At 39.2% G+C, this 18,842-nt stretch carries 16 protein-coding genes and 5 tRNA genes; 5 read left to right on the forward strand and 16 right to left on the reverse strand.

The genetic code is table 11. The annotated features are described in order from the left end of the window. The first annotated feature begins 3 nt into the window (after positions 1 to 3). The 5 genes from ACHFIZ_RS00315 to miaA are packed head-to-tail and all read left to right on the forward strand — an operon-like array spanning position 4 to position 4,753. On the forward strand, positions 4 to 1,143 hold the full coding sequence (locus ACHFIZ_RS00315; protein ID WP_410881747.1) for a glycosyltransferase family 4 protein: 1,140 nt from the start codon (positions 4 to 6) through the stop codon (positions 1,141 to 1,143). Further along, a complete protein-coding gene (locus tag ACHFIZ_RS00320; protein ID WP_410881748.1) occupies positions 1,140 to 1,703 on the forward strand; it encodes an L-threonylcarbamoyladenylate synthase in 564 nt (187 codons plus the stop codon). The genes ACHFIZ_RS00315 and ACHFIZ_RS00320 overlap by 4 nt, the downstream gene beginning before the upstream one ends. A gap of 25 nt (positions 1,704 to 1,728) precedes the next feature. Continuing rightward, entirely contained in the window at positions 1,729 to 3,135 is a 1,407-nt protein-coding gene (locus ACHFIZ_RS00325; protein ID WP_410881749.1) for a CCA tRNA nucleotidyltransferase, read from the forward strand. A 58-nt stretch (positions 3,136 to 3,193) separates the two neighbouring features. After that, positions 3,194 to 3,841, forward strand: coding sequence for an IS1096 element passenger TnpR family protein (locus ACHFIZ_RS00330; protein WP_410881750.1), 648 nt, complete (start codon positions 3,194 to 3,196; stop codon positions 3,839 to 3,841). A 6-nt stretch (positions 3,842 to 3,847) separates the two neighbouring features. Next, positions 3,848 to 4,753 carry a tRNA (adenosine(37)-N6)-dimethylallyltransferase MiaA gene (gene miaA, locus ACHFIZ_RS00335; RefSeq protein ID WP_410881751.1) on the forward strand — a complete coding sequence of 302 codons (906 nt, stop codon included), beginning with the start codon at positions 3,848 to 3,850 and terminating at the stop codon, positions 4,751 to 4,753. Here miaA and ACHFIZ_RS00340 read toward each other — a convergent pair. The 16 genes from ACHFIZ_RS00340 to hpf all read right to left on the reverse strand — a co-directional run bounded on the left by ACHFIZ_RS00340 (position 4,750) and on the right by hpf (position 18,836). Continuing rightward, a complete protein-coding gene (locus ACHFIZ_RS00340; protein ID WP_410881752.1) occupies positions 4,750 to 5,064 on the reverse strand; it encodes a DUF3467 domain-containing protein in 315 nt (104 codons plus the stop codon). The genes miaA and ACHFIZ_RS00340 overlap by 4 nt on opposite strands. Before the next feature lie 113 nt (positions 5,065 to 5,177). Then, positions 5,178 to 9,464: a DNA-directed RNA polymerase subunit beta' gene (rpoC, locus tag ACHFIZ_RS00345; RefSeq protein ID WP_410881753.1), complete on the reverse strand. Its 4,287-nt coding sequence runs from the start codon at positions 9,462 to 9,464 to the stop codon at positions 5,178 to 5,180. 13 nt (positions 9,465 to 9,477) lie between these two features. Then, positions 9,478 to 13,281: a DNA-directed RNA polymerase subunit beta gene (gene rpoB, locus ACHFIZ_RS00350; RefSeq protein WP_410881754.1), complete on the reverse strand. Its 3,804-nt coding sequence runs from the start codon at positions 13,279 to 13,281 to the stop codon at positions 9,478 to 9,480. Between the two features lie 154 nt (positions 13,282 to 13,435). After that, the gene (rplL, locus tag ACHFIZ_RS00355; RefSeq protein ID WP_410881755.1) at positions 13,436 to 13,810 is read right to left on the reverse strand and encodes a 50S ribosomal protein L7/L12; all 375 of its coding nucleotides are present in this window, start codon (positions 13,808 to 13,810) and stop codon (positions 13,436 to 13,438) included. A 65-nt stretch (positions 13,811 to 13,875) separates the two neighbouring features. Next, a complete protein-coding gene (rplJ, locus tag ACHFIZ_RS00360) occupies positions 13,876 to 14,397 on the reverse strand; it encodes a 50S ribosomal protein L10 (RefSeq protein WP_410881756.1) in 522 nt (173 codons plus the stop codon). A gap of 5 nt (positions 14,398 to 14,402) precedes the next feature. Continuing rightward, positions 14,403 to 15,101 (reverse strand): 50S ribosomal protein L1, encoded by a 699-nt coding sequence (gene rplA / locus ACHFIZ_RS00365; RefSeq protein ID WP_410881757.1) that lies wholly within the window; start codon positions 15,099 to 15,101, stop codon positions 14,403 to 14,405. A 23-nt stretch (positions 15,102 to 15,124) separates the two neighbouring features. Next, entirely contained in the window at positions 15,125 to 15,568 is a 444-nt protein-coding gene (gene rplK, locus ACHFIZ_RS00370; protein ID WP_037443979.1) for a 50S ribosomal protein L11, read from the reverse strand. Between the two features lie 72 nt (positions 15,569 to 15,640). Further along, the gene (gene nusG / locus ACHFIZ_RS00375) at positions 15,641 to 16,183 is read right to left on the reverse strand and encodes a transcription termination/antitermination protein NusG (protein WP_410881758.1); all 543 of its coding nucleotides are present in this window, start codon (positions 16,181 to 16,183) and stop codon (positions 15,641 to 15,643) included. A gap of 9 nt (positions 16,184 to 16,192) precedes the next feature. Further along, positions 16,193 to 16,390 (reverse strand): preprotein translocase subunit SecE, encoded by a 198-nt coding sequence (secE, locus tag ACHFIZ_RS00380; protein ID WP_410881759.1) that lies wholly within the window; start codon positions 16,388 to 16,390, stop codon positions 16,193 to 16,195. Positions 16,391 to 16,403: 13 nt separating this feature from the next. Beyond that, a tRNA-Trp gene (locus ACHFIZ_RS00385) sits at positions 16,404 to 16,474 on the reverse strand. Between the two features lie 125 nt (positions 16,475 to 16,599). After that, entirely contained in the window at positions 16,600 to 17,787 is a 1,188-nt protein-coding gene (gene tuf, locus ACHFIZ_RS00390) for an elongation factor Tu (protein ID WP_410881760.1), read from the reverse strand. A gap of 122 nt (positions 17,788 to 17,909) precedes the next feature. Further along, a tRNA-Thr gene (locus ACHFIZ_RS00395) sits at positions 17,910 to 17,981 on the reverse strand. Between the two features lie 52 nt (positions 17,982 to 18,033). Next, positions 18,034 to 18,106 (reverse strand) — tRNA-Gly (locus ACHFIZ_RS00400). Positions 18,107 to 18,116: 10 nt separating this feature from the next. Next, positions 18,117 to 18,199, reverse strand: a tRNA-Tyr gene (locus ACHFIZ_RS00405). 9 nt (positions 18,200 to 18,208) lie between these two features. Continuing rightward, a tRNA-Thr gene (locus ACHFIZ_RS00410) sits at positions 18,209 to 18,281 on the reverse strand. 207 nt (positions 18,282 to 18,488) lie between these two features. Further along, the gene (gene hpf / locus ACHFIZ_RS00415; RefSeq protein ID WP_410881761.1) at positions 18,489 to 18,836 is read right to left on the reverse strand and encodes a ribosome hibernation-promoting factor, HPF/YfiA family; all 348 of its coding nucleotides are present in this window, start codon (positions 18,834 to 18,836) and stop codon (positions 18,489 to 18,491) included. Between the last annotated feature and the right edge of the window lie 6 nt (positions 18,837 to 18,842).

Consider the following 18,842-nt stretch of genomic DNA (forward strand, 5'->3'; position numbering starts at 1 on the left):
TAAATGAACATTGGTTTTGATGGAAAAAGAGCAGCAAATAATTTAACTGGCTTAGGCAATTACAGCCGATCATTAATTACACAACTCGTTCAGTTTTTCCCTCAAAACCAATACTTCGTCTATACACCTAAAATTAAAGAGGCTCGTCAGATCAAACATTTCTTTAATCTCAACAACGTGCTTGGCGTGCTCCCCTCCTCATCTAAGTTTCTTTGGAGAACATTGAGAATTAAAAACCAGCTCTTAGCCGATCAAATTGACGTCTACCATGGTCTAAGTCATGAAATCCCTTTTGGAATACAGAAAACCGCGATCGCCTCAATAGTCACAATTCACGACTTAATATTTCTCAAGTTTCCGCATTATTTCGGCCGTATAGATCGGTTTATCTACAGGCTTAAATGTAAGTATGCTTGTACCCACGCAGATAAAATTGTGGCGATCAGTGAGCAAACCAAAAAGGACATTATCTCTTTTTTTAACATCGATGAAGAAAAGATAGAAGTGGTATATCAGGGTTGCGACGAGAGTTTTAAAATTCAAGCTAAAGATATTTTAAAGCAGCAAGTAAAAGAAAAGTTTGTCTTGCCTGATCAATATATCCTCAACGTTGGCACAATCGAAACGAGAAAGAATCTTTTAACGTTAGTTAAAGCATTACCCGACGTTTCAATAGGTTATATGCTTGTAGTTGTGGGTAAAGAAACGCCCTACAAAAAATTGATACTTGATGAAATTGAAAAATTATCTTTGAGACATAGGGTAATTTTCCTTGAGGATGTACCCTTTACAGAGTTACCCTCAATCTATCAAATGGCTTCCGCATTCGTCTATCCATCATTTTATGAAGGCTTTGGCATCCCCATTATTGAAGCGCTTTATTCCGAAGTCCCTGTCATCGCGGCAACTGGCTCTTGTTTAGAAGAAGCTGGAGGAGCCGGAAGCCTTTATGTAAACCCGGAAGACTACGCTGAACTTTCTAGAACGATAAACAGGGTTCTGGAAGATTCATCTCTCCAAATTCAAATGAAACTAGCGGGCCTAGCATATGCTCAGCGGTTTAATGATAAGCGGATTGCGAACGAAATGATGAAGGTTTATCAGGATGCTCATAATCATAAGCTCAATACCTACAGAAGATGAGAACAGAAATAGAAAAAGCGCTTAATACGCTGAAGAGTGGCGGTGTCATTTTGTATCCTACAGATACAGTTTGGGGACTTGGATGTGATGCCACAAACGAAGAAGCCGTAGCTAAGGTCAACTCAATTAAGGGTAGAGCCTCTGATAAGAGCTTTATCATCTTACTAGACAATGACAGTAAAATTCAAAGCTATATTACTGAAGTTCCTGACGTTGCTTATGATTTAATTGAATATGCAGAGAATCCACTTACCATCATTTTTTCAGGAGCTAAAAATCTTGCAAAAAGTGTAATTAATGCAGATGGAACGGTAGGCGTCCGCGTGGTTAAACATGACTTCTGTCAGCAACTACTTCAAAGATTTCGCAAACCAATTACATCCACCTCAGCAAATATTAGTGGCGACCCTACTCCCCAAATCTTTGATGAGATCAGCGATAAAATCAAAGATGCCGTGGATTATATTGTTGATTGGGAGCAAGAAATAAGTACACCAAAAAAACCGTCTACAATAATGAAATTAGCTCCCGGAGGGCAATTCTCGTTTATTAGAAGGTAAGTTTTTAGTACTTTTGCATCCATTGATGGAAAAACACTTACAACATCCTGTTTTTAAGATTCTTGCAGATATAGCAACCTTCCATAATATTGAAGCTTATGTGATAGGCGGATATGTCAGAGATATCTTTCTTGAAAGGCCATCGAAGGATATAGATATTGTTGTACTAGGAAACGGAATTGAATTCGCAGAACTTGCCGGACAAGCGCTCAAATCTAAAGTCGCCGTCTTCAAAAACTTCGGCACTGCAATGTTAAAATATAAAGAACTGGAACTTGAGTTTGTCGGAGCAAGGAAAGAAAGCTACCGCTCTGATTCCCGCAAACCAATTGTTGAAAACGGAACTATACAAGATGATCAGCTACGGAGAGATTTCACTATCAATGCATTAGCGATATCTCTTAATAAGGAAAACTACGGCGCTCTTGTAGACCCTTTTAATGGTCAGATAGACCTCCAGAACAAGCTAATTAGAACTCCGTTGAATCCAGAGGTAACGTTTTCGGATGATCCTCTACGTATCCTTCGGGCTATTCGATTTGCATCACAACTAAACTTTAGCATAGATGAAGCAGCGCTTCAGGCGATATCAAAGCAAAAAGAACGAATCAGCATTGTCTCGAAAGAACGTGTTACCGATGAACTCAATAAAATCATCAGATCTCCCCTGCCATCAATTGGCTTCAAATATCTATTCAATACTGGTCTATTGCACCTCATCTTCCCCCAAATGGCCGCCCTGTACGGCGTGGAAATTATCAACGGAAAAGGTCATAAAGATAATTTTTACCATACACTGCAAGTGCTTGACAATATTTGTAAGGTTACAGACGACTTGTGGCTAAGGTGGGCAGCAATTTTACATGATATTGCAAAGCCTCCAACAAAACGCTTCGAAGATGGACATGGCTGGACCTTTCATGGTCACGAAGACAAAGGTGCTAGGATGGTTCCCCAAATCTTCGCCCAACTAAAACTACCGCTAAACGATAAGATGAAATACGTGCAAAAACTTGTGCAACTGCATCTTAGACCGATTGTTCTAGCGCAGGAAGTAGTTTCAGATTCGGCAGTGCGCAGACTATTATTCGACGCAGGAGAGGACATTGAAAGTTTAATGATGCTTTGCAATGCGGATGTAACCACTAAGAATGAATACAAGATCAAGAAATACAGAAACAATTTTGAGCTGGTAAAGCAGAAACTCAAAGATGTGGAAGAACGAGATAAGATTAGAAATTGGCAACCTCCAATAAGCGGAAACGACATTATGACCATCTTTGGATTGAGCGCAGGTAAAGAAGTAGGCCTTATAAAGAACGCAATCAGAGAAGCAATTTTAGAAGGTGAAATCACTAATAATTATGATGAAGCTTTGGCGTTTATGATGAAAAAGGCTGATGAACTCGGCCTAAACCCGTCAATGCCGTAATTCAATTCTACAAAGTATATTATATTTTTTTAATTTTACAGCTGGAAAACAAGCACAAATGGCAATTTACAGATTCAAAATAAGTTTCGAGGATTTCGATGAAGTGGTTAGAGAGATAGACATCAAATCAACTCAAACCTTTGAAGACCTACACAAAGCGATCCATCGCTCCACAGGTTACACTCCTGAAAAATCATCGTCATTTTACGTAAGTACAGACAATTGGATCAAGGGTGACGAGATTGCTTACCTACCAACGCAACGGAAAACTGACAGAAAGGTCTCTCTGATGGAGGCTTCCAAACTGAGTAATTTTATTGAAGACCCACATCAGAAATTTTACTATATATATAATTTTGAGAGACCATTTGATTTCCATGTAGAATTAATAAAGATCATTCTTGCAACTGATCCAAATATCGAATATCCCTATCTAGTGAAAAGTCTGGGGGAGGCCCCTAAAATAATCGATAAGAATAATCTTGGTGGTGTTGCGGTATCTGCCAACCCTGTTTCCACAGAGTTTGACTTCCTCAATGAATTGAATTTTGTCCCTGAAGATACAGAGGAGCTAGAAGCCATGGGCGGCAGGGGTATCAATGCTGGAGAGAAAGTTGAAGAGAGCGAAGAGCAAGAAACTCAGGACTCAGATGAATTCGCAGATAACGATAGCTACGAAGACGAAGAATATAAAGAAGATTATTAATTGCATATGGCGTCTGTGAAAACCCTTGTTGTCATAGTAGGTCCGACAGCAATCGGGAAAACCGCCATGGCCATTAAATTGGCACAGCATTTTCACACGGAAATTATTTCTGCAGACTCGAGGCAGTTTTTCAAAGAGATGGAAATTGGTACAGCAAAACCATCGATTGAAGAACTCAAGGCTGCAACCCATCACTTTATCAATTCCCACAGCATTCAAACCCTTTTCAGCACGGGTGATTTCGAATTGCAAGCGCTGGAAACAATACAAAATCTTTTTCGAAAACACAACGTTGCAATTATGGTGGGTGGTTCGGGACTCTATATAGACGCTGTATGTAATGGTTTGGATAAACTCCCGGATATAGATCTTAACGTTAGAGAATCCCTAAATGAAAGGTTCCAAAAAGAGGGCATCCCTTTTATTCAGGCCTCATTAAAGGAATATGATCCGGAATACTTTGAAAAGGTAGATCAGTCAAATCCTCAGCGCATGATTCGAGGTGTAGAATTCTTTCTCTCCACAGGTCTAAAGCTTTCCTCTTTTTTGACCAGTAGTAAAAAGCAAAGGCCATTTACAATTATCAAGATTGGCCTCAATATGGATAGATCGCTTTTATATGCAAGGATTAACAATCGGGTTGACCAGATGATTGAGGCAGGACTTCTGGAGGAAGTCAAAGCGCTCAGGCCGTTCCGAAAATACAATGCCTTAAATACTGTCGGATATTCTGAGATATTCGATTATATGGACGGAAGCGTCAGCTTGAAAGAAGCTGTTGATAAAATTAAGCAGAATACGCGAAGATTTGCCAAACGTCAGCTTACCTGGTTTAGAAGAGATGAAACGACAACTTGGTTTGAACCCAATCAAACACAAGAGGTAATCGAATACTTGAAAGATAAGGTCTAAGCCTGAGCGGCCGGACCACCGAAGTTCATTGGAAAACCTGGAGGCTCCTCTTGAGTTTTGATGCGCCCATTAACCGCCTCGTACTTCTCAATATTATCCTCCATAGCACCAAGCAAACGTTTTGCATGCTCCGGCGTCAATATAATCCTTGACTTCACACGAGCTTTTGGCACGCCAGGCATTACTCTGATAAAGTCAACTACAAACTCCGTATTAGAATGTGTAATGATTGCCAGGTTTGAAAATATCCCTTCAGCGATTTCCTCGGAAAGCTCAATATTCAATTGATTCTCCTGATTCTGTTCTTCCATCTCACAAAACTAAGGCTTTAATTATAATTGTACTAATGAAATGCACACAAAACCAGATTACAAAAAAATCCCCCAACTTTACAGAAGGGGGATTTAAAAAATGTATTAAAATATTATGCTTCTACTTCTTCTTGTTTCGAAGCCAATAATTTGTCATACTCTTCTTGTGAACCTACAATGATTCGCTCGTAGCCGCGTACACCAGTACCTGAAGGTATTAAGTGTCCAACAATTACGTTTTCTTTCAATCCAAGCATATTGTCACGTTTACCAGCAATCGCTGCTTCGTTCAATACTTTTGTAGTCTCTTGGAATGATGCAGCAGAGATAAACGATTTCGTACCTAATGATGCACGCGTAATACCTTGAAGGATTGAACTCGCAGTTGCAGGCCTTGCATCACGAACCTCAATTTGCTTCAAATCTTTACGTTTCAATTGAGAATTCTCATCTCTTAGTTTACGTAAGGAAAGAATCTGACCAGGTTTCACTGTGTTTGAATCACCAGCTTCTACAACAACTTTTTTATCATAGATCTCATCATTCTCAATCATAAAGTCCCAACGATCTACAGAGTTATTCTCTAAGAAAATGGTATCTCCTGGATCTTCAATATGAACTTTTTGCATCATCTGGTGAACAATAACCTCAAAGTGCTTATCGTTGATCTTCACACCTTGTAAACGATATACCTCTTGGATACCATTTACTAGATATTCTTGAACAGCGGCAGGACCTTTAATAGCTAATATATCAGCAGGTGATATCGATCCATCAGACAATGGCATACCAGCTTTCACAAAGTCATTATCCTGTACAAGGATATGTTTAGACAATGGAACCAAGTATTTTTTAATCTCACCATCTTTAGATTCAATGGTCATCTCACGATTACCACGTTTCACACCACCAAGTGTCACCACACCATCAATCTCTGTTACTACAGCAGGGTTAGATGGATTACGTGCCTCGAATAACTCAGTTACACGTGGCAAACCACCCGTAATATCCCTTGTTTTTCCTGTAGCTCGTGGTATCTTAACTAGGATCTGTCCAGTTTGAACTGCATCCCCTTCGTCGATCGCAATGTGCGCTCCTACCGGGATGTTGTAGTTTCTGATCAATTCACCTTTTTTGTCAACAACCCGTACCGATGGGTTTTTAGTTTTATCACGTGTATCGATAATAACTTTCTCACGGTGACCAGTTTGTTCATCTGACTCTTCACGGAAAGTAACACCTTCCACGATCGCATCAAATTCAATCTTACCAGCAAACTCAGAGATAATTACAGCGTTATATGGATCCCATGAACAAATTCTATCTCCTTTAATTATTTTAGAACCGTCAGTTACATATAAGAATGATCCGTAAGGAATGTTGTTGGTCATGATAACCTTTCCAGTTCCCTCTTCAACAATCTTAAACTCACCAGAACGTCCCAATACGATTTCTGTATTACCACCTTCAGTTTTTGTTGATACCGTACGAACATTCTCGAATTCGATAACACCGTCAAACTTAGCAATGATTTGAGATTCTGCAGCAATGTTTGATGCAGTACCACCCACGTGAAATGTACGTAATGTTAACTGTGTACCCGGCTCTCCGATCGACTGTGCAGCAATTACACCAACAGCCTCTCCTCTTTGAACACGTTTACCAGTTGCAAGATTACGTCCGTAACAAAGCGCACACACACCTCTTTGATTCTCACATGTCAATACAGAACGAATTTCCACACCTTCAAGAGGTGATTCTTCAATTGCCTTCGCAATATCCTCATCAATATCTTGTCCGGCTCCTACCAATAATGCTCCATCCAAAGGATTAAATACATCATGGAGAGAGATACGTCCTAATAACCTGTCATATAATGGCTCAACAATATCCTCGTTATCTTTTAAGGCTGTAGTATACATACCTCTCAAAGTACCGCAATCAGGTGAGTTAACAATCATATCCTGCGCAACATCATGCAAACGACGAGTCAAGTAACCAGCATCCGCAGTTTTTAACGCCGTATCCGCCAAACCTTTACGCGCACCGTGGGTAGAAATAAAGTACTCCAATACCGACAAACCTTCTTTAAAGTTTGATAGAATCGGATTTTCAATAATCTCACCACCTGAACCAGATTTCTGAGGCTTAGCCATCAAACCACGCATTCCGCAAAGCTGACGAATTTGCTCCTTAGAACCACGTGCTCCAGAATCAAGCATCATATAAACCGAGTTGAATCCTTGATTATCGTTAGATAACTGGTTCATTACAAAAGAGGTAAGTCTATTGTTAATACGTGTCCAGATATCGATGATTTGGTTGTAACGCTCGTTGTTGGTAATGAATCCCATGTTATAGTTATTCCTTACCTCTTCAACCTCTGCAGATGCTTGCACCAATAGTGTTTGTTTCTCTACTGGAATATTAACATCCTGTAAGTTGAACGACAAACCACCTCTAAACGCCATTTGGAAACCTAATTCCTTAATGTCATCCAAGAATCTAGCCGCACGCGCCATACCAGTGATTTTTACTACATCACCAATGATGTCTCTCAACGATTTTTTAGTCAGCAATTCATTGATGTAACCAACCTCTTCCGGAACCATTTGATTAAATAGTACGCGTCCAACAGTTGTCTCGATCAATTTATTTACAATAACACCATCATCGCCTTTAGCATTAACCTTCACCTTAATGAAAGCATGTAAGTCGATTTGTTTCTCATTGTAAGCAATGATAACTTCTTCAGGGGAATAGAAACTTGCATCTTGTCCTTTAACTACACGTCCTTCGTCAGTTCTACGGCCTTTAGTAATGTAATAAAGACCCAAAACCATATCCTGAGATGGTACAGTGATCGGAGTACCGTTCGCCGGATTTAAGATATTGTGAGCTGCAAGCATTAAAACTTGAGCCTCCAATATAGCAGCATGACCAAGTGGTAAATGTACCGCCATCTGGTCACCGTCAAAATCCGCGTTAAATGCTGTACACACTAAAGGGTGCAATTGAATAGCTTTACCTTCCACCAATTTAGGTTGGAAAGACTGGATACCCAATCTGTGCAATGTAGGTGCACGATTCAATAGTACAGGGTGCCCTTTCAATACGTTCTCCAGGATATCCCAAACTAAAGGATCTTTTCTATCAACAATTTTCTTTGCAGATTTAACAGTTTTAACTATGCCACGCTCAATCATCTTACGGATGATAAATGGCTTGAATAGCTCAGCTGCCATATCTTTAGGTAAACCACATTCATGTAATTTAAGGCTAGGCCCAACAACAATTACAGAACGAGCAGAATAATCTACACGTTTACCCAATAGATTCTGACGGAAACGCCCTTGTTTACCTTTCAAGATGTCTGAAAGTGATTTCAATGCACGGTTACCTTCAGTTTTTACAGCATTTACTTTACGCGAGTTATCGAACAACGAATCTACAGCTTCCTGCAACATACGTTTCTCGTTACGCAAAATAACCTCGGGTGCTTTAATCTCAATCAAACGTTTCAAACGGTTGTTACGGATAATCACACGACGGTATAAATCATTTAAATCTGAAGTCGCAAAACGACCACCTTCCAATGGAACCAACGGACGTAACTCTGGTGGAATAACCGGAACGATCTTAATGATCATCCACTCCGGATTATTCTCAATACGTGTTCTTGATCCTCGGAAAGCCTCAACAACCTGAAGACGCTTTAACGCCTCATTTTTACGCTGCTGAGAAGTCTCGTTCGCTGCCTGGTGACGCAGATTATAAGATAAACTATCTAAATCAATACGTCTTAATAAGTCTTCTAAAGCTTCAGCACCCATTTTGGCGATGAATTTATTAGGATCTTTATCGTCTAAATATTGATTCTCCTTAGGTAATTTATCAAGGATATCTAAGTATTCTTCCTCAGTAAGGAAGTCCATATACTGAATACCTTCGTCAGACATTGTTCCCGATTGTATTACTACATAACGTTCGTAATAAATGATCAGATCTAACCTTTTTGTAGGTAGACCCAAAAGATATCCAATTTTATTTGGCAATGAACGGAAATACCAGATGTGTGCTACAGGAACCACCAAATTGATGTGTCCCATACGCTCTCTACGTACTTTCTTTTCAGTTACTTCAACACCGCAACGGTCACAAACAATACCCTTGTAACGGATACGCTTGTACTTACCGCAGTGACATTCGTAATCTTTAACCGGACCAAAAATACGCTCACAGAACAAACCATCACGTTCAGGTTTGTAAGTACGGTAATTGATAGTCTCAGGTTTTAACACCTCACCACTTGAGCGCTCTAAAATAGCTTCAGGCGACGCCAAACTAATGGTAATCGAGGTGAAATTGCTTTTTAATTTATTATCCTTTTTGTAAGACATAGCTCTTTTGTGTTTAGTCTAACGTAATATCCAAACCTAATCCGCGCAACTCATGTACCAATACATTGAATGATTCTGGTACACCTGGCGTTGGAAGGTTCTCACCTTTCACGATTGCCTCGTAAGTTTTGGCTCTACCGATAACATCATCTGATTTCACAGTTAAGATCTCCTGTAGAATATTGGCAGCACCAAATGCTTCCAATGCCCAAACTTCCATCTCACCAAAACGCTGACCACCAAACTGGGCTTTACCACCCAACGGTTGTTGTGTAATCAATGAATATGGTCCGATCGAACGAGCGTGCATCTTATCATCAACCATGTGTCCAAGTTTCAACATATAGATAATACCTACAGTTGTTGGTTGATCGAATTTCTCACCCGTTAAACCGTTATTCAAATAGGTTCTTCCAGAAGCTGGTAATCCTGCTTTAGCGATCCAATCTTCCACTTCATTGTGCTTAGCACCGTCAAAAATCGGAGTTGCAAACTTAACACCCAATTCTTTACCGGCCCATGCCAATACCGTTTCGTAGATCTGTCCAAGGTTCATACGTGAAGGTACACCCAATGGGTTCAACACAATATCAACAGGAGTTCCATCTTCTAAGAATGGCATATCTTCATCACGAACGATACGGGCTACAATACCCTTGTTACCGTGACGACCAGCCATCTTATCACCCACTTTCAATTTACGTTTTTTAGCAACATAAACTTTTGCCATTTGAACAATACCAGATGGCAATTCATCACCAACAGAAATCGCAAACTTATCACGCTTGTACGCACCTAGCTCTTCGTTTACACGAATGCCATAATTGTGAATCAATAGTTTTATTTGATCATTCTTGTCTTCATCAGTAGTCCATTTGTATGGATTGATGTGGGCGAATTCTAAATCTTGTAAGCTCTTTTGAGTAAACTTAGCTCCTTTAGGGAACAACAATTCCTTGTAAACATTAAATACACCCTGTGATGTTTTACCATTTACAATCTGGAACAATTTGTCTACCAGCTCATTCTTAAGATTTGTAGTTGCTAAATTGTATCTCTTATCTAACTTCTCTATCGCTACCTTCTCTTCAGCTTTGGTAGTTTTCTTAGCTCTTGAGAACAACTTAGTATCAATTACCACACCCTTGATTGATGGAGGTGTTTTCAAGGACGCATCTTTCACATCTCCCGCTTTATCTCCAAAGATCGCACGTAGTAATTTCTCTTCCGGTGAAGGATCAGATTCACCTTTCGGTGTGATCTTACCAATAAGGATGTCACCTTCTTTAACTTCAGCACCTACACGGATGATACCGTTTTCATCTAAATCTTTAGTAGCTTCCTCAGAAACATTAGGGATATCTGGTGTTAATTCCTCTTCCCCACGTTTTGTATCACGTACTTCTAATTCAAACTCTTCAATGTGCAATGAAGTGAAGATATCTTCTCTAACAATACGCTCGTTAATTACGATCGCATCCTCAAAGTTATATCCTTGCCAAGGCATGAAAGCAACCTTTAAGTTTCTTCCTAACGCCAACTCACCATTTTCAGTTGCATAACCTTCACATAAAACTTGTCCTTTAACAACTTTCTGACCTTTCTTAACGATCGGTTTCAAGTTGATACAAGTATTCTGGTTGGTTTTCTTGAACTTGATTAGTTTATAAGTTTTGCTATCACCTTCAAAAGAAACTAAACGATCGTCGTCGTTTCTGATATATTTAATAGTAATCTCATTAGCATCAACATACTCTACAGTACCGTCACCTTCCGCATTGATCAATGTTCTTGAATCACGTGCAACGCGACCTTCCAAACCTGTTCCAACAATAGGAGCTTCCGGACGCAACAAAGGCACCGCCTGACGTTGCATGTTTGATCCCATCAAGGCCCTGTTCGCATCATCATGCTCAAGGAAAGGAATCAATGAAGCAGCAATCGAAGTAATCTGATTAGGAGCCACGTCCATTAAGTCTAATTTCTCAGGCTCAATAATCGGGAAGTCACCCTCATAACGTGCCTTAACACGAGGAGTAGTGAAGTTACCTTTATCATCATACTCAGCATTTGCCTGAGCAATTGTTTTTCCATCCTCATCTTCAGCAGATAAGTATATAACTGGCTCATTAACTGAAACCACACCATTATCAACCTTTTTGTAAGGTGTTTCGATGAAACCTAAGTTATTGATCTTAGCATGTACACATAGTGAAGATATCAAACCAATGTTTGGTCCCTCTGGTGTTTCAATTGTACATAAACGACCGTAGTGAGTGTAGTGAACGTCACGTACCTCAAAACCTGCTCTTTCACGCGATAGACCACCTGGACCTAAAGCCGATAGACGGCGTTTGTGAGTAATCTCTGCTAATGGATTCGTTTGATCCATAAACTGAGACAACTGGTTTGTACCAAAGAAAGAGTTAATAACCGACGATAAAGTACGGGCATTAATCAAATCAGTAGGTGTAAATACCTCGTTGTCACGGATGTTCATACGCTCACGAATAGTACGCGCCATACGAGCCAAACCAACACCAAATTGAGCGTACAATTGTTCACCTACTGTACGAACACGACGATTCGACAAGTGATCAATATCATCCACTTCTTCTTTAGAGTTGATCAGTTTGATCAGATACTTAACAATCGCAATGATATCTGCTTTTGTTAACACTTTCACGTGATCAGGGGTATCCATTTTCAACTTACGGTTGATACGGTATCTACCCACATCACCTAAGTCATAACGCTTATCCGAGAAGAACAAACGCTCAATGATACCTCTTGCAGTTTCCTCATCAGGCGGTTCTGCGTTACGCAAAGCACGATAGATGTTTTCAACAGCCTCCTTTTCAGAGTTCGAAGTATCTTTCTGTAAAGTATTATATATAATAGTATAATCAGCTTGGCTAGCACCATCATCTTTAGATAAGATAATAGTTTTAACGCCAGCATCAATAATCATATCAATGTGGTCATCTTCTAAAACAGTATCCCTGTCTAAAATCACTTCGTTACGATCGATAGAAACTACCTCACCGGTATCTTCATCAACAAAATCTTCAGTCCATTTTCTTAGAACCCTTGCAGCAAGCTTACGACCGATAAATTTCTTCAACCCTGATTTGCTAACCTTAACCTCATCGGCAAGATCAAACAACTCAAGAATGTCTTTATCAGAGTCGTAACCAATAGCACGCAATAATGTAGTAACCGGGAATTTTTTCTTACGATCGATATATGCATACATGACGTTGTTCACATCAGTCGCAAACTCGATCCAAGATCCTTTGAAAGGAATAACACGGGCAGAATAAAGCTTAGTTCCATTCGTGTGACGGCTTTGACCGAAGAACACTCCTGGAGACCTGTGTAATTGAGAAACAATAACACGCTCTGCACCGTTAATCACAAACGTACCCTTAGGAGTCATATATGGTATGGTTCCTAAATACACATCTTGAATGATGGTTTCAAAATCTTCATGTTCCGCGTCATTACAAGAAAGCTTAAGCTTCGCCTTTAACGGAACACTATAAGTCAATCCACGGTCAATACACTCAGGTATATCATAACGCGGTGGATCAATAAAATAATCAAGGAACTCCAAAACAAAAATATTCCTGGAATCAGTGATTGGGAAATTCTCAGCAAATACCTTAAACAAACCCTCAGTGTGACGGTTGTCAGAAGTTGTTTCTATCTGAAAAAATTCTCTGAATGATTGCAACTGCACATCTAGAAAATCTGGATAATCTATGATATGCTTACTTCGTGCAAAATTTACTCTTTGGTCGACTTTATTTGCCAATGGACTAAAGTTAATTTACTTTAAGAATAAACTATTTGTTTGGTTAGCCGTTAAACAATTTCATCAACCAAACAAGATGAAAAGTTTATAAACAGGTATAGACTCCGACTATAAAGTCGGAGTCTATGATTAAAATTGATGGGAAATTAAGTGATTACTTAATTTCAACTACAGCTCCAGCTTCTTCTAATTGCTTTTTCAAAGCTTCAGCTTCGTCTTTAGTAACACCAGATTTCAATTCCTTTGGTGCACCGTCAACTAAATCTTTTGCTTCTTTCAAACCTAAACCAGTTAGATCTTTTACCAATTTAACAACTGCTAATTTAGCACCGCCAGCTTCTTTTAATATTACATCAAAAGTAGTTTTTTCTTCAACTGCAGGAGCAGCATCAGCAGCAGGGCCAGCAACAGCAACTGCAGCAGCAGCTGGTTCAATACCATACTCGTCTTTAAGGATTTGAGCTAATTCGTTAACTTCTTTAACTGTCAAGTTTACCAATTGCTCAGCAAACGCTTTTAAATCTGCCATTTTATAGATTTTTAAAAATTTACGTAAAATAATTTATTTAAATATGAAACTTATAAGGCGTTTCCTTAACCTTCTCTCTCTTGTAGAGTTTTAACAATTCCTGCAATTTTGCTACCGCTTGACTTCAACGCTGAAATAACGTTTTTAGCTGGCGATTGTAATAAGCCAATGATATCTCCAATAAGCTCTTCTCTTGATTTCAAACTTACTAATGAATCTAAATGGTTATCACCAACATATATAGATGAATCAATATATGCTGCCTTAAGTACTGGTTTATCAGATCCCTTTCTCAACGCTTTGATCAGTTTTGCCGGAGCATTACCTGAAGTTGAAAATAATAATGCTGACTGACCTTTAAGGGCTGCAAAGATCTCTGATGAATCACCTTCTAATCCTTCGATCGCTTTTCTGATCAATGAATTTTTAGCAACCTGCATCTCAATCCCGCTTTCGAAACATTTGCGACGGATATTATTAATCTTAGCAACAGATAAGCTAGAAGTATCAGCAATATAAAAATTGCCGAACTCTTGCATTTTCTCTTGAAGAGCTGAAACTAGTTCGTGTTTTTCTTCTCTGTTCATAATAATTAGATCCCCGTTACTGATTTAGCTTCGATTGCAATTCCAGGACTCATTGTTGAAGACACGTGAATGCTCTTAAAATAAGTTCCTTTTGCAGCAGATGGTTTTAGCTTAGAAATAACTTGAAGTACTTCTAAAGCGTTTTCATATATTTTTTCTGCAGGGAATGATACTTTTCCCACTGAAGCGTGTATAATGCCACTTTTGTCAACTTTAAAATCGATCTTTCCGCCTTTTACGTCAGTTACTGCTTTACCAACATCGTTGGTTACAGTACCTGATTTAGGATTTGGCATAAGGTTACGTGGACCTAAAACGCGGCCCAGTTTACCTACTTTTGCCATACAAGCAGGAGTAGTGATAATAATGTCAACATCAGTCCATCCACCTTCAATCTTGGACACATATTCGTCTAAACCCACGAAATCTGCACCTGCTGCTTTAGCCTCTTCTTCCTTATCAGGATTACAAAGAACTAATACACGTACAGTTTTACCTGTACCGTGAGGTAAAGTTGCGATACCACGCACCATTTGATTGGCTTTACGTGGGTCTACACCTAAACTAACGTCGATGTCAACCGAAGCGTCAAATTTAGTGGTAGTTATCTCTTTTACCAAGACAGCCGCATCCTTTAAAGAATACGTTTTACCAGATTCTAGTTTAGCATGTGCCTTTTTTTGATTTTTTGTTAATTTAGCCACTGTTGTAAACTGTTTTTTGTTAATTAATTTGTCCAAGGTGCGTCACCGCTAACGGTGATTCCCATACTGCGTGCTGTACCGGCAACCATACTCATTGCCGATTCGATAGTGAAAGCATTTAAATCAGTCATCTTATCTTCAGCAATTGACTTAACCTGATCCCAAGTCACCGAACCAACTTTCTTACGGTTGGGCTCAGCAGAACCACTCGCTAATTTAGTAGCATCTTTTAACTGGATAGCTACAGGAGGAGTTTTGATGATGAATTCGAAAGACTTGTCAGCATAAACAGTAATTACAACTGGTAATACTTTACCGGGCTTATCTTGGGTACGAGCATTGAATTGTTTGCAAAACTCCATGATGTTAACCCCTTTAGCACCTAACGCAGGTCCTACCGGTGGCGATGGATTTGCAGCTCCGCCCTTGATTTGTAATTTAACAAGTGCACTGACTTCTTTTGCCATTTTCTGTTTTTGTTAATTTGTAATACTCAATGTTAAATGTTGGAAGCAATGTAACAATTAAGGTTCTTTATTCTACTCTTTATCTACTTGCATATAATTAAGCTCTAAAGGAGTCTTACGTCCGAAGATCTTAACCATAACTTTTAATTTCTTTTTCTCTTCATTAACCTCTTCGATAACGCCGTTGAAACCGTTAAACGGTCCATCCATTACTTTAACGTTCTCTCCAACATAATAGGCAATGTTCATGGTTTCGCTTTGTTGGCTCATCTCATCAACTTTACCTAAAATACGGTTAACTTCTGCTTGGCGCATCGGAACAGGATTACCACCCTTATCTCCTAAAAAGCCAATCACACTGTTAACATTTTTAATAATATGTTCTAGTTCTCCATCTAAAACAGCTTCAATCAAAACATATCCAGGATAGAAATTGCGCTCTTTTGCAATCTTCTTACCATCCTTCATCTGGTAATACTTCTCCATAGGAATCAATACCTGTGGAACCAAATGAGAAAATCCTAAACGGCTAATTTCAGAATCGATATATTGTTTAACCTTTTTCTCTTTTCCGCTAACCGCCCTAACTACATACCATTTTAACTGATCGTTCATTGAGCTATATTAATTAGAAAGTGATTTATAAAAAGTATCTAACATAAGTGTAGATCCCTTATCCATTGCAAATACAACTAATGCAATGATAAGTGAAGCTACCAAAACCAGCACCGCAGAATTTTGTAATTCTCCCCATGTAGGCCAGGTAACCTTCTGGGTCATTTCCTCATACGATTCTTTAATAAATTGAACTACTGAAGCCATAATTATATTTTTGCACGGGAACAAGGATTCGAACCCTGATCAAAGGTTTTGGAGACCTCTATTCTACCGTTGAACTATTCCCGTGTGTAATCTAATGTCTATTTTAAAAACAGATTCTAATTAAGAAGCAAAGTACTCAGGCTGATAAAGCCTAAGTACTTCGCTTTTACTTTATAAAACTTTTCAACACCCCCTAAGGGCTGTAAAAACTATTTTAAAATCTCAGTTACCTGACCAGCTCCTACTGTTCTACCACCCTCACGGATAGCGAAACGAAGACCTTTTTCCATTGCGATTGCGTTGATCAATTTAACTGTGATCGTAACGTTATCACCTGGCATAACCATTTCAGTTCCTTCAGCTAGTGAAATCTCACCAGTAACATCTGTAGTACGGAAATAGAATTGTGGACGGTATTTGTTAAAGAATGGAGTATGACGACCACCTTCTGCTTTTGACAATACATAGATCTCAGCCTTGAAATCAGTGTGAGGAGTTACAGAACCTGGTTTACAGATAACCATACCACGACGGATATCAGTTTTCTCAATACCACGCAACAATAGACCTACGTTATCTCCTGCTTCACCATAATCAAGGATCTTACGGAACATCTCAACACCTGTTACAGTTGATTTAAGATTTTCAGCACCCATACCCAAGATCTCAACCGGATCTCCAGAGTTGATTACACCACGCTCAATACGACCAGTTGCAACAGTACCACGACCAGTGATCGAAAATACATCTTCAACAGGCATTAAGAATGGAAGCTCAGTTAAACGTGGAGGAATTGGAATGTAGCTATCTACAGCATCCATTAATTCCATGATTTTTCCAACCCATTTAGGATCTCCGTTCAAGCCACCTAAAGCTGAACCTTGAATAACAGGAATATCATCACCAGGGAAATCATAGAATGATAACAATTCACGAATCTCCATCTCTACTAATTCTAGTAATTCAGGATCATCTACCATATCCACTTTGTTCATGAAAACTACTAACGTTGGTACACCAACCTGACGAGCCAATAGAATGTGCTCACGAGTTTGTGGCATTGGACCATCTGTAGCAGCTACAACGATAATCGCTCCATCCATTTGCGCAGCACCAGTAACCATGTTTTTCACGTAATCCGCGTGACCTGGACAGTCAACGTGAGCATAGTGGCGACTAGCAGTTGAATACTCAACGTGTGCTGTATTAATAGTGATACCTCTTTCTTTTTCCTCTGGAGCAGAGTCAATTGATTCAAATGAACGCGCCTCAGATAAACCAGCATCAGATAACACTTTAGTGATAGCTGCTGTTAAGGTTGTTTTACCGTGGTCAACGTGACCGATAGTGCCGATGTTTAAGTGCGGCTTGCTGCGGTCAAACTTTTCTTTTGCCATGTTTTTATACTTATTAGTAGGTTAACTTTTTATTAATTTATTGTTTTGATACAATTTTCAATACAAAAAACCTTGTTCTTTCCGAGTTTAACCAGACTTAACAAAGCATCATTTATTATTTGAGCCAAAGATGGGACTTGAACCCATGACCTCTTCCTTACCAAGGAAGTGCTCTACCGCTGAGCTACTTCGGCTAATCTCAGCTTACAATCCTTAAATAGCCGATTGCTCACCTATTTTATTATGAGCGAAAGACGAGGTTCGAACTCGCGACCTATAGCTTGGAAGGCTATCGCTCTACCAACTGAGCTACTTTCGCTTCTTTAATGTGGGGGGAGAAGGATTCGAACCTTCGAAGTCTTGCGACAACAGAGTTACAGTCTGTTCCATTTGGCCACTCTGGTATCCCCCCAAAAAAAAGAGCCTCCTATCGGGATCGAACCAATGACCTACTGATTACAAGTCAGTTGCTCTACCAGCTGAGCTAAGGAGGCTTATATCATACATTTACTACAATTGCAAGTAAAGTATTTCTATAATATTAATCTTTCACAGAACATCCCGTTTTTATTAGAGCAACGCCCTCTCTGAAACGGAATGCAAATCTACAAGAATTTACTTCCTACACAAAATTATTTTCAAAAAAAATTGGCGGAAGCTATCCCGCCAATCCTTTAGCTTAAACCGCCTGAAATATATCACTAGTAATCAGATACTTCACCCGCATTCACAATTGCCTTGTGCTCATTGGCCTTTACTCTAGTCTTATCTTTATGTTTGGTAATCTGTTTTCTTAAGGATTCGATTGCCAAATCTGTCGCTTCTTCAAATGTTTTGCACTGTTCTTTTGCAAACATAGTCAAACCAGGAACGATTAATTTTATCTCGCTGATCTTGTTTGCCTCATCATCAACATTTTCTAATTTCAAATAAACCTCTCCACTAATGATTTGATCAATGAATTGATCAAGTTTATCAACTTTCTTCTGGATAAAATCTAACAACTTGTGGTCTGCAGTGAAATGGATCGATTGAACTGTAATTTTCATATTTAC

This window comes from Pedobacter sp. JCM 36344, from assembly GCF_046546555.1.
Classification (GTDB): domain Bacteria; phylum Bacteroidota; class Bacteroidia; order Sphingobacteriales; family Sphingobacteriaceae; genus Pedobacter.

Coding starts and splice junctions, on each gene's coding strand:
- ACHFIZ_RS00315 (WP_410881747.1), top strand. CDS start 4: ATGAACATTGGTTTTGATGGAAAAAGAGCAGCAAATAATTTAACTGGC.
- ACHFIZ_RS00320 (WP_410881748.1), top strand. CDS start 1,140: ATGAGAACAGAAATAGAAAAAGCGCTTAATACGCTGAAGAGTGGCGGT.
- ACHFIZ_RS00325 (WP_410881749.1), top strand. CDS start 1,729: ATGGAAAAACACTTACAACATCCTGTTTTTAAGATTCTTGCAGATATA.
- ACHFIZ_RS00330 (WP_410881750.1), top strand. CDS start 3,194: ATGGCAATTTACAGATTCAAAATAAGTTTCGAGGATTTCGATGAAGTG.
- miaA (WP_410881751.1), top strand. CDS start 3,848: ATGGCGTCTGTGAAAACCCTTGTTGTCATAGTAGGTCCGACAGCAATC.
- ACHFIZ_RS00340 (WP_410881752.1), bottom strand. CDS start 5,064: ATGGAAGAACAGAATCAGGAGAATCAATTGAATATTGAGCTTTCCGAG.
- rpoC (WP_410881753.1), bottom strand. CDS start 9,464: ATGTCTTACAAAAAGGATAATAAATTAAAAAGCAATTTCACCTCGATT.
- rplL (WP_410881755.1), bottom strand. CDS start 13,810: ATGGCAGATTTAAAAGCGTTTGCTGAGCAATTGGTAAACTTGACAGTT.
- rplJ (WP_410881756.1), bottom strand. CDS start 14,397: ATGAACAGAGAAGAAAAACACGAACTAGTTTCAGCTCTTCAAGAGAAA.
- rplK (WP_037443979.1), bottom strand. CDS start 15,568: ATGGCAAAAGAAGTCAGTGCACTTGTTAAATTACAAATCAAGGGCGGA.
- nusG (WP_410881758.1), bottom strand. CDS start 16,183: ATGAACGATCAGTTAAAATGGTATGTAGTTAGGGCGGTTAGCGGAAAA.
- secE (WP_410881759.1), bottom strand. CDS start 16,390: ATGGCTTCAGTAGTTCAATTTATTAAAGAATCGTATGAGGAAATGACC.
- tuf (WP_410881760.1), bottom strand. CDS start 17,787: ATGGCAAAAGAAAAGTTTGACCGCAGCAAGCCGCACTTAAACATCGGC.
- hpf (WP_410881761.1), bottom strand. CDS start 18,836: ATGAAAATTACAGTTCAATCGATCCATTTCACTGCAGACCACAAGTTG.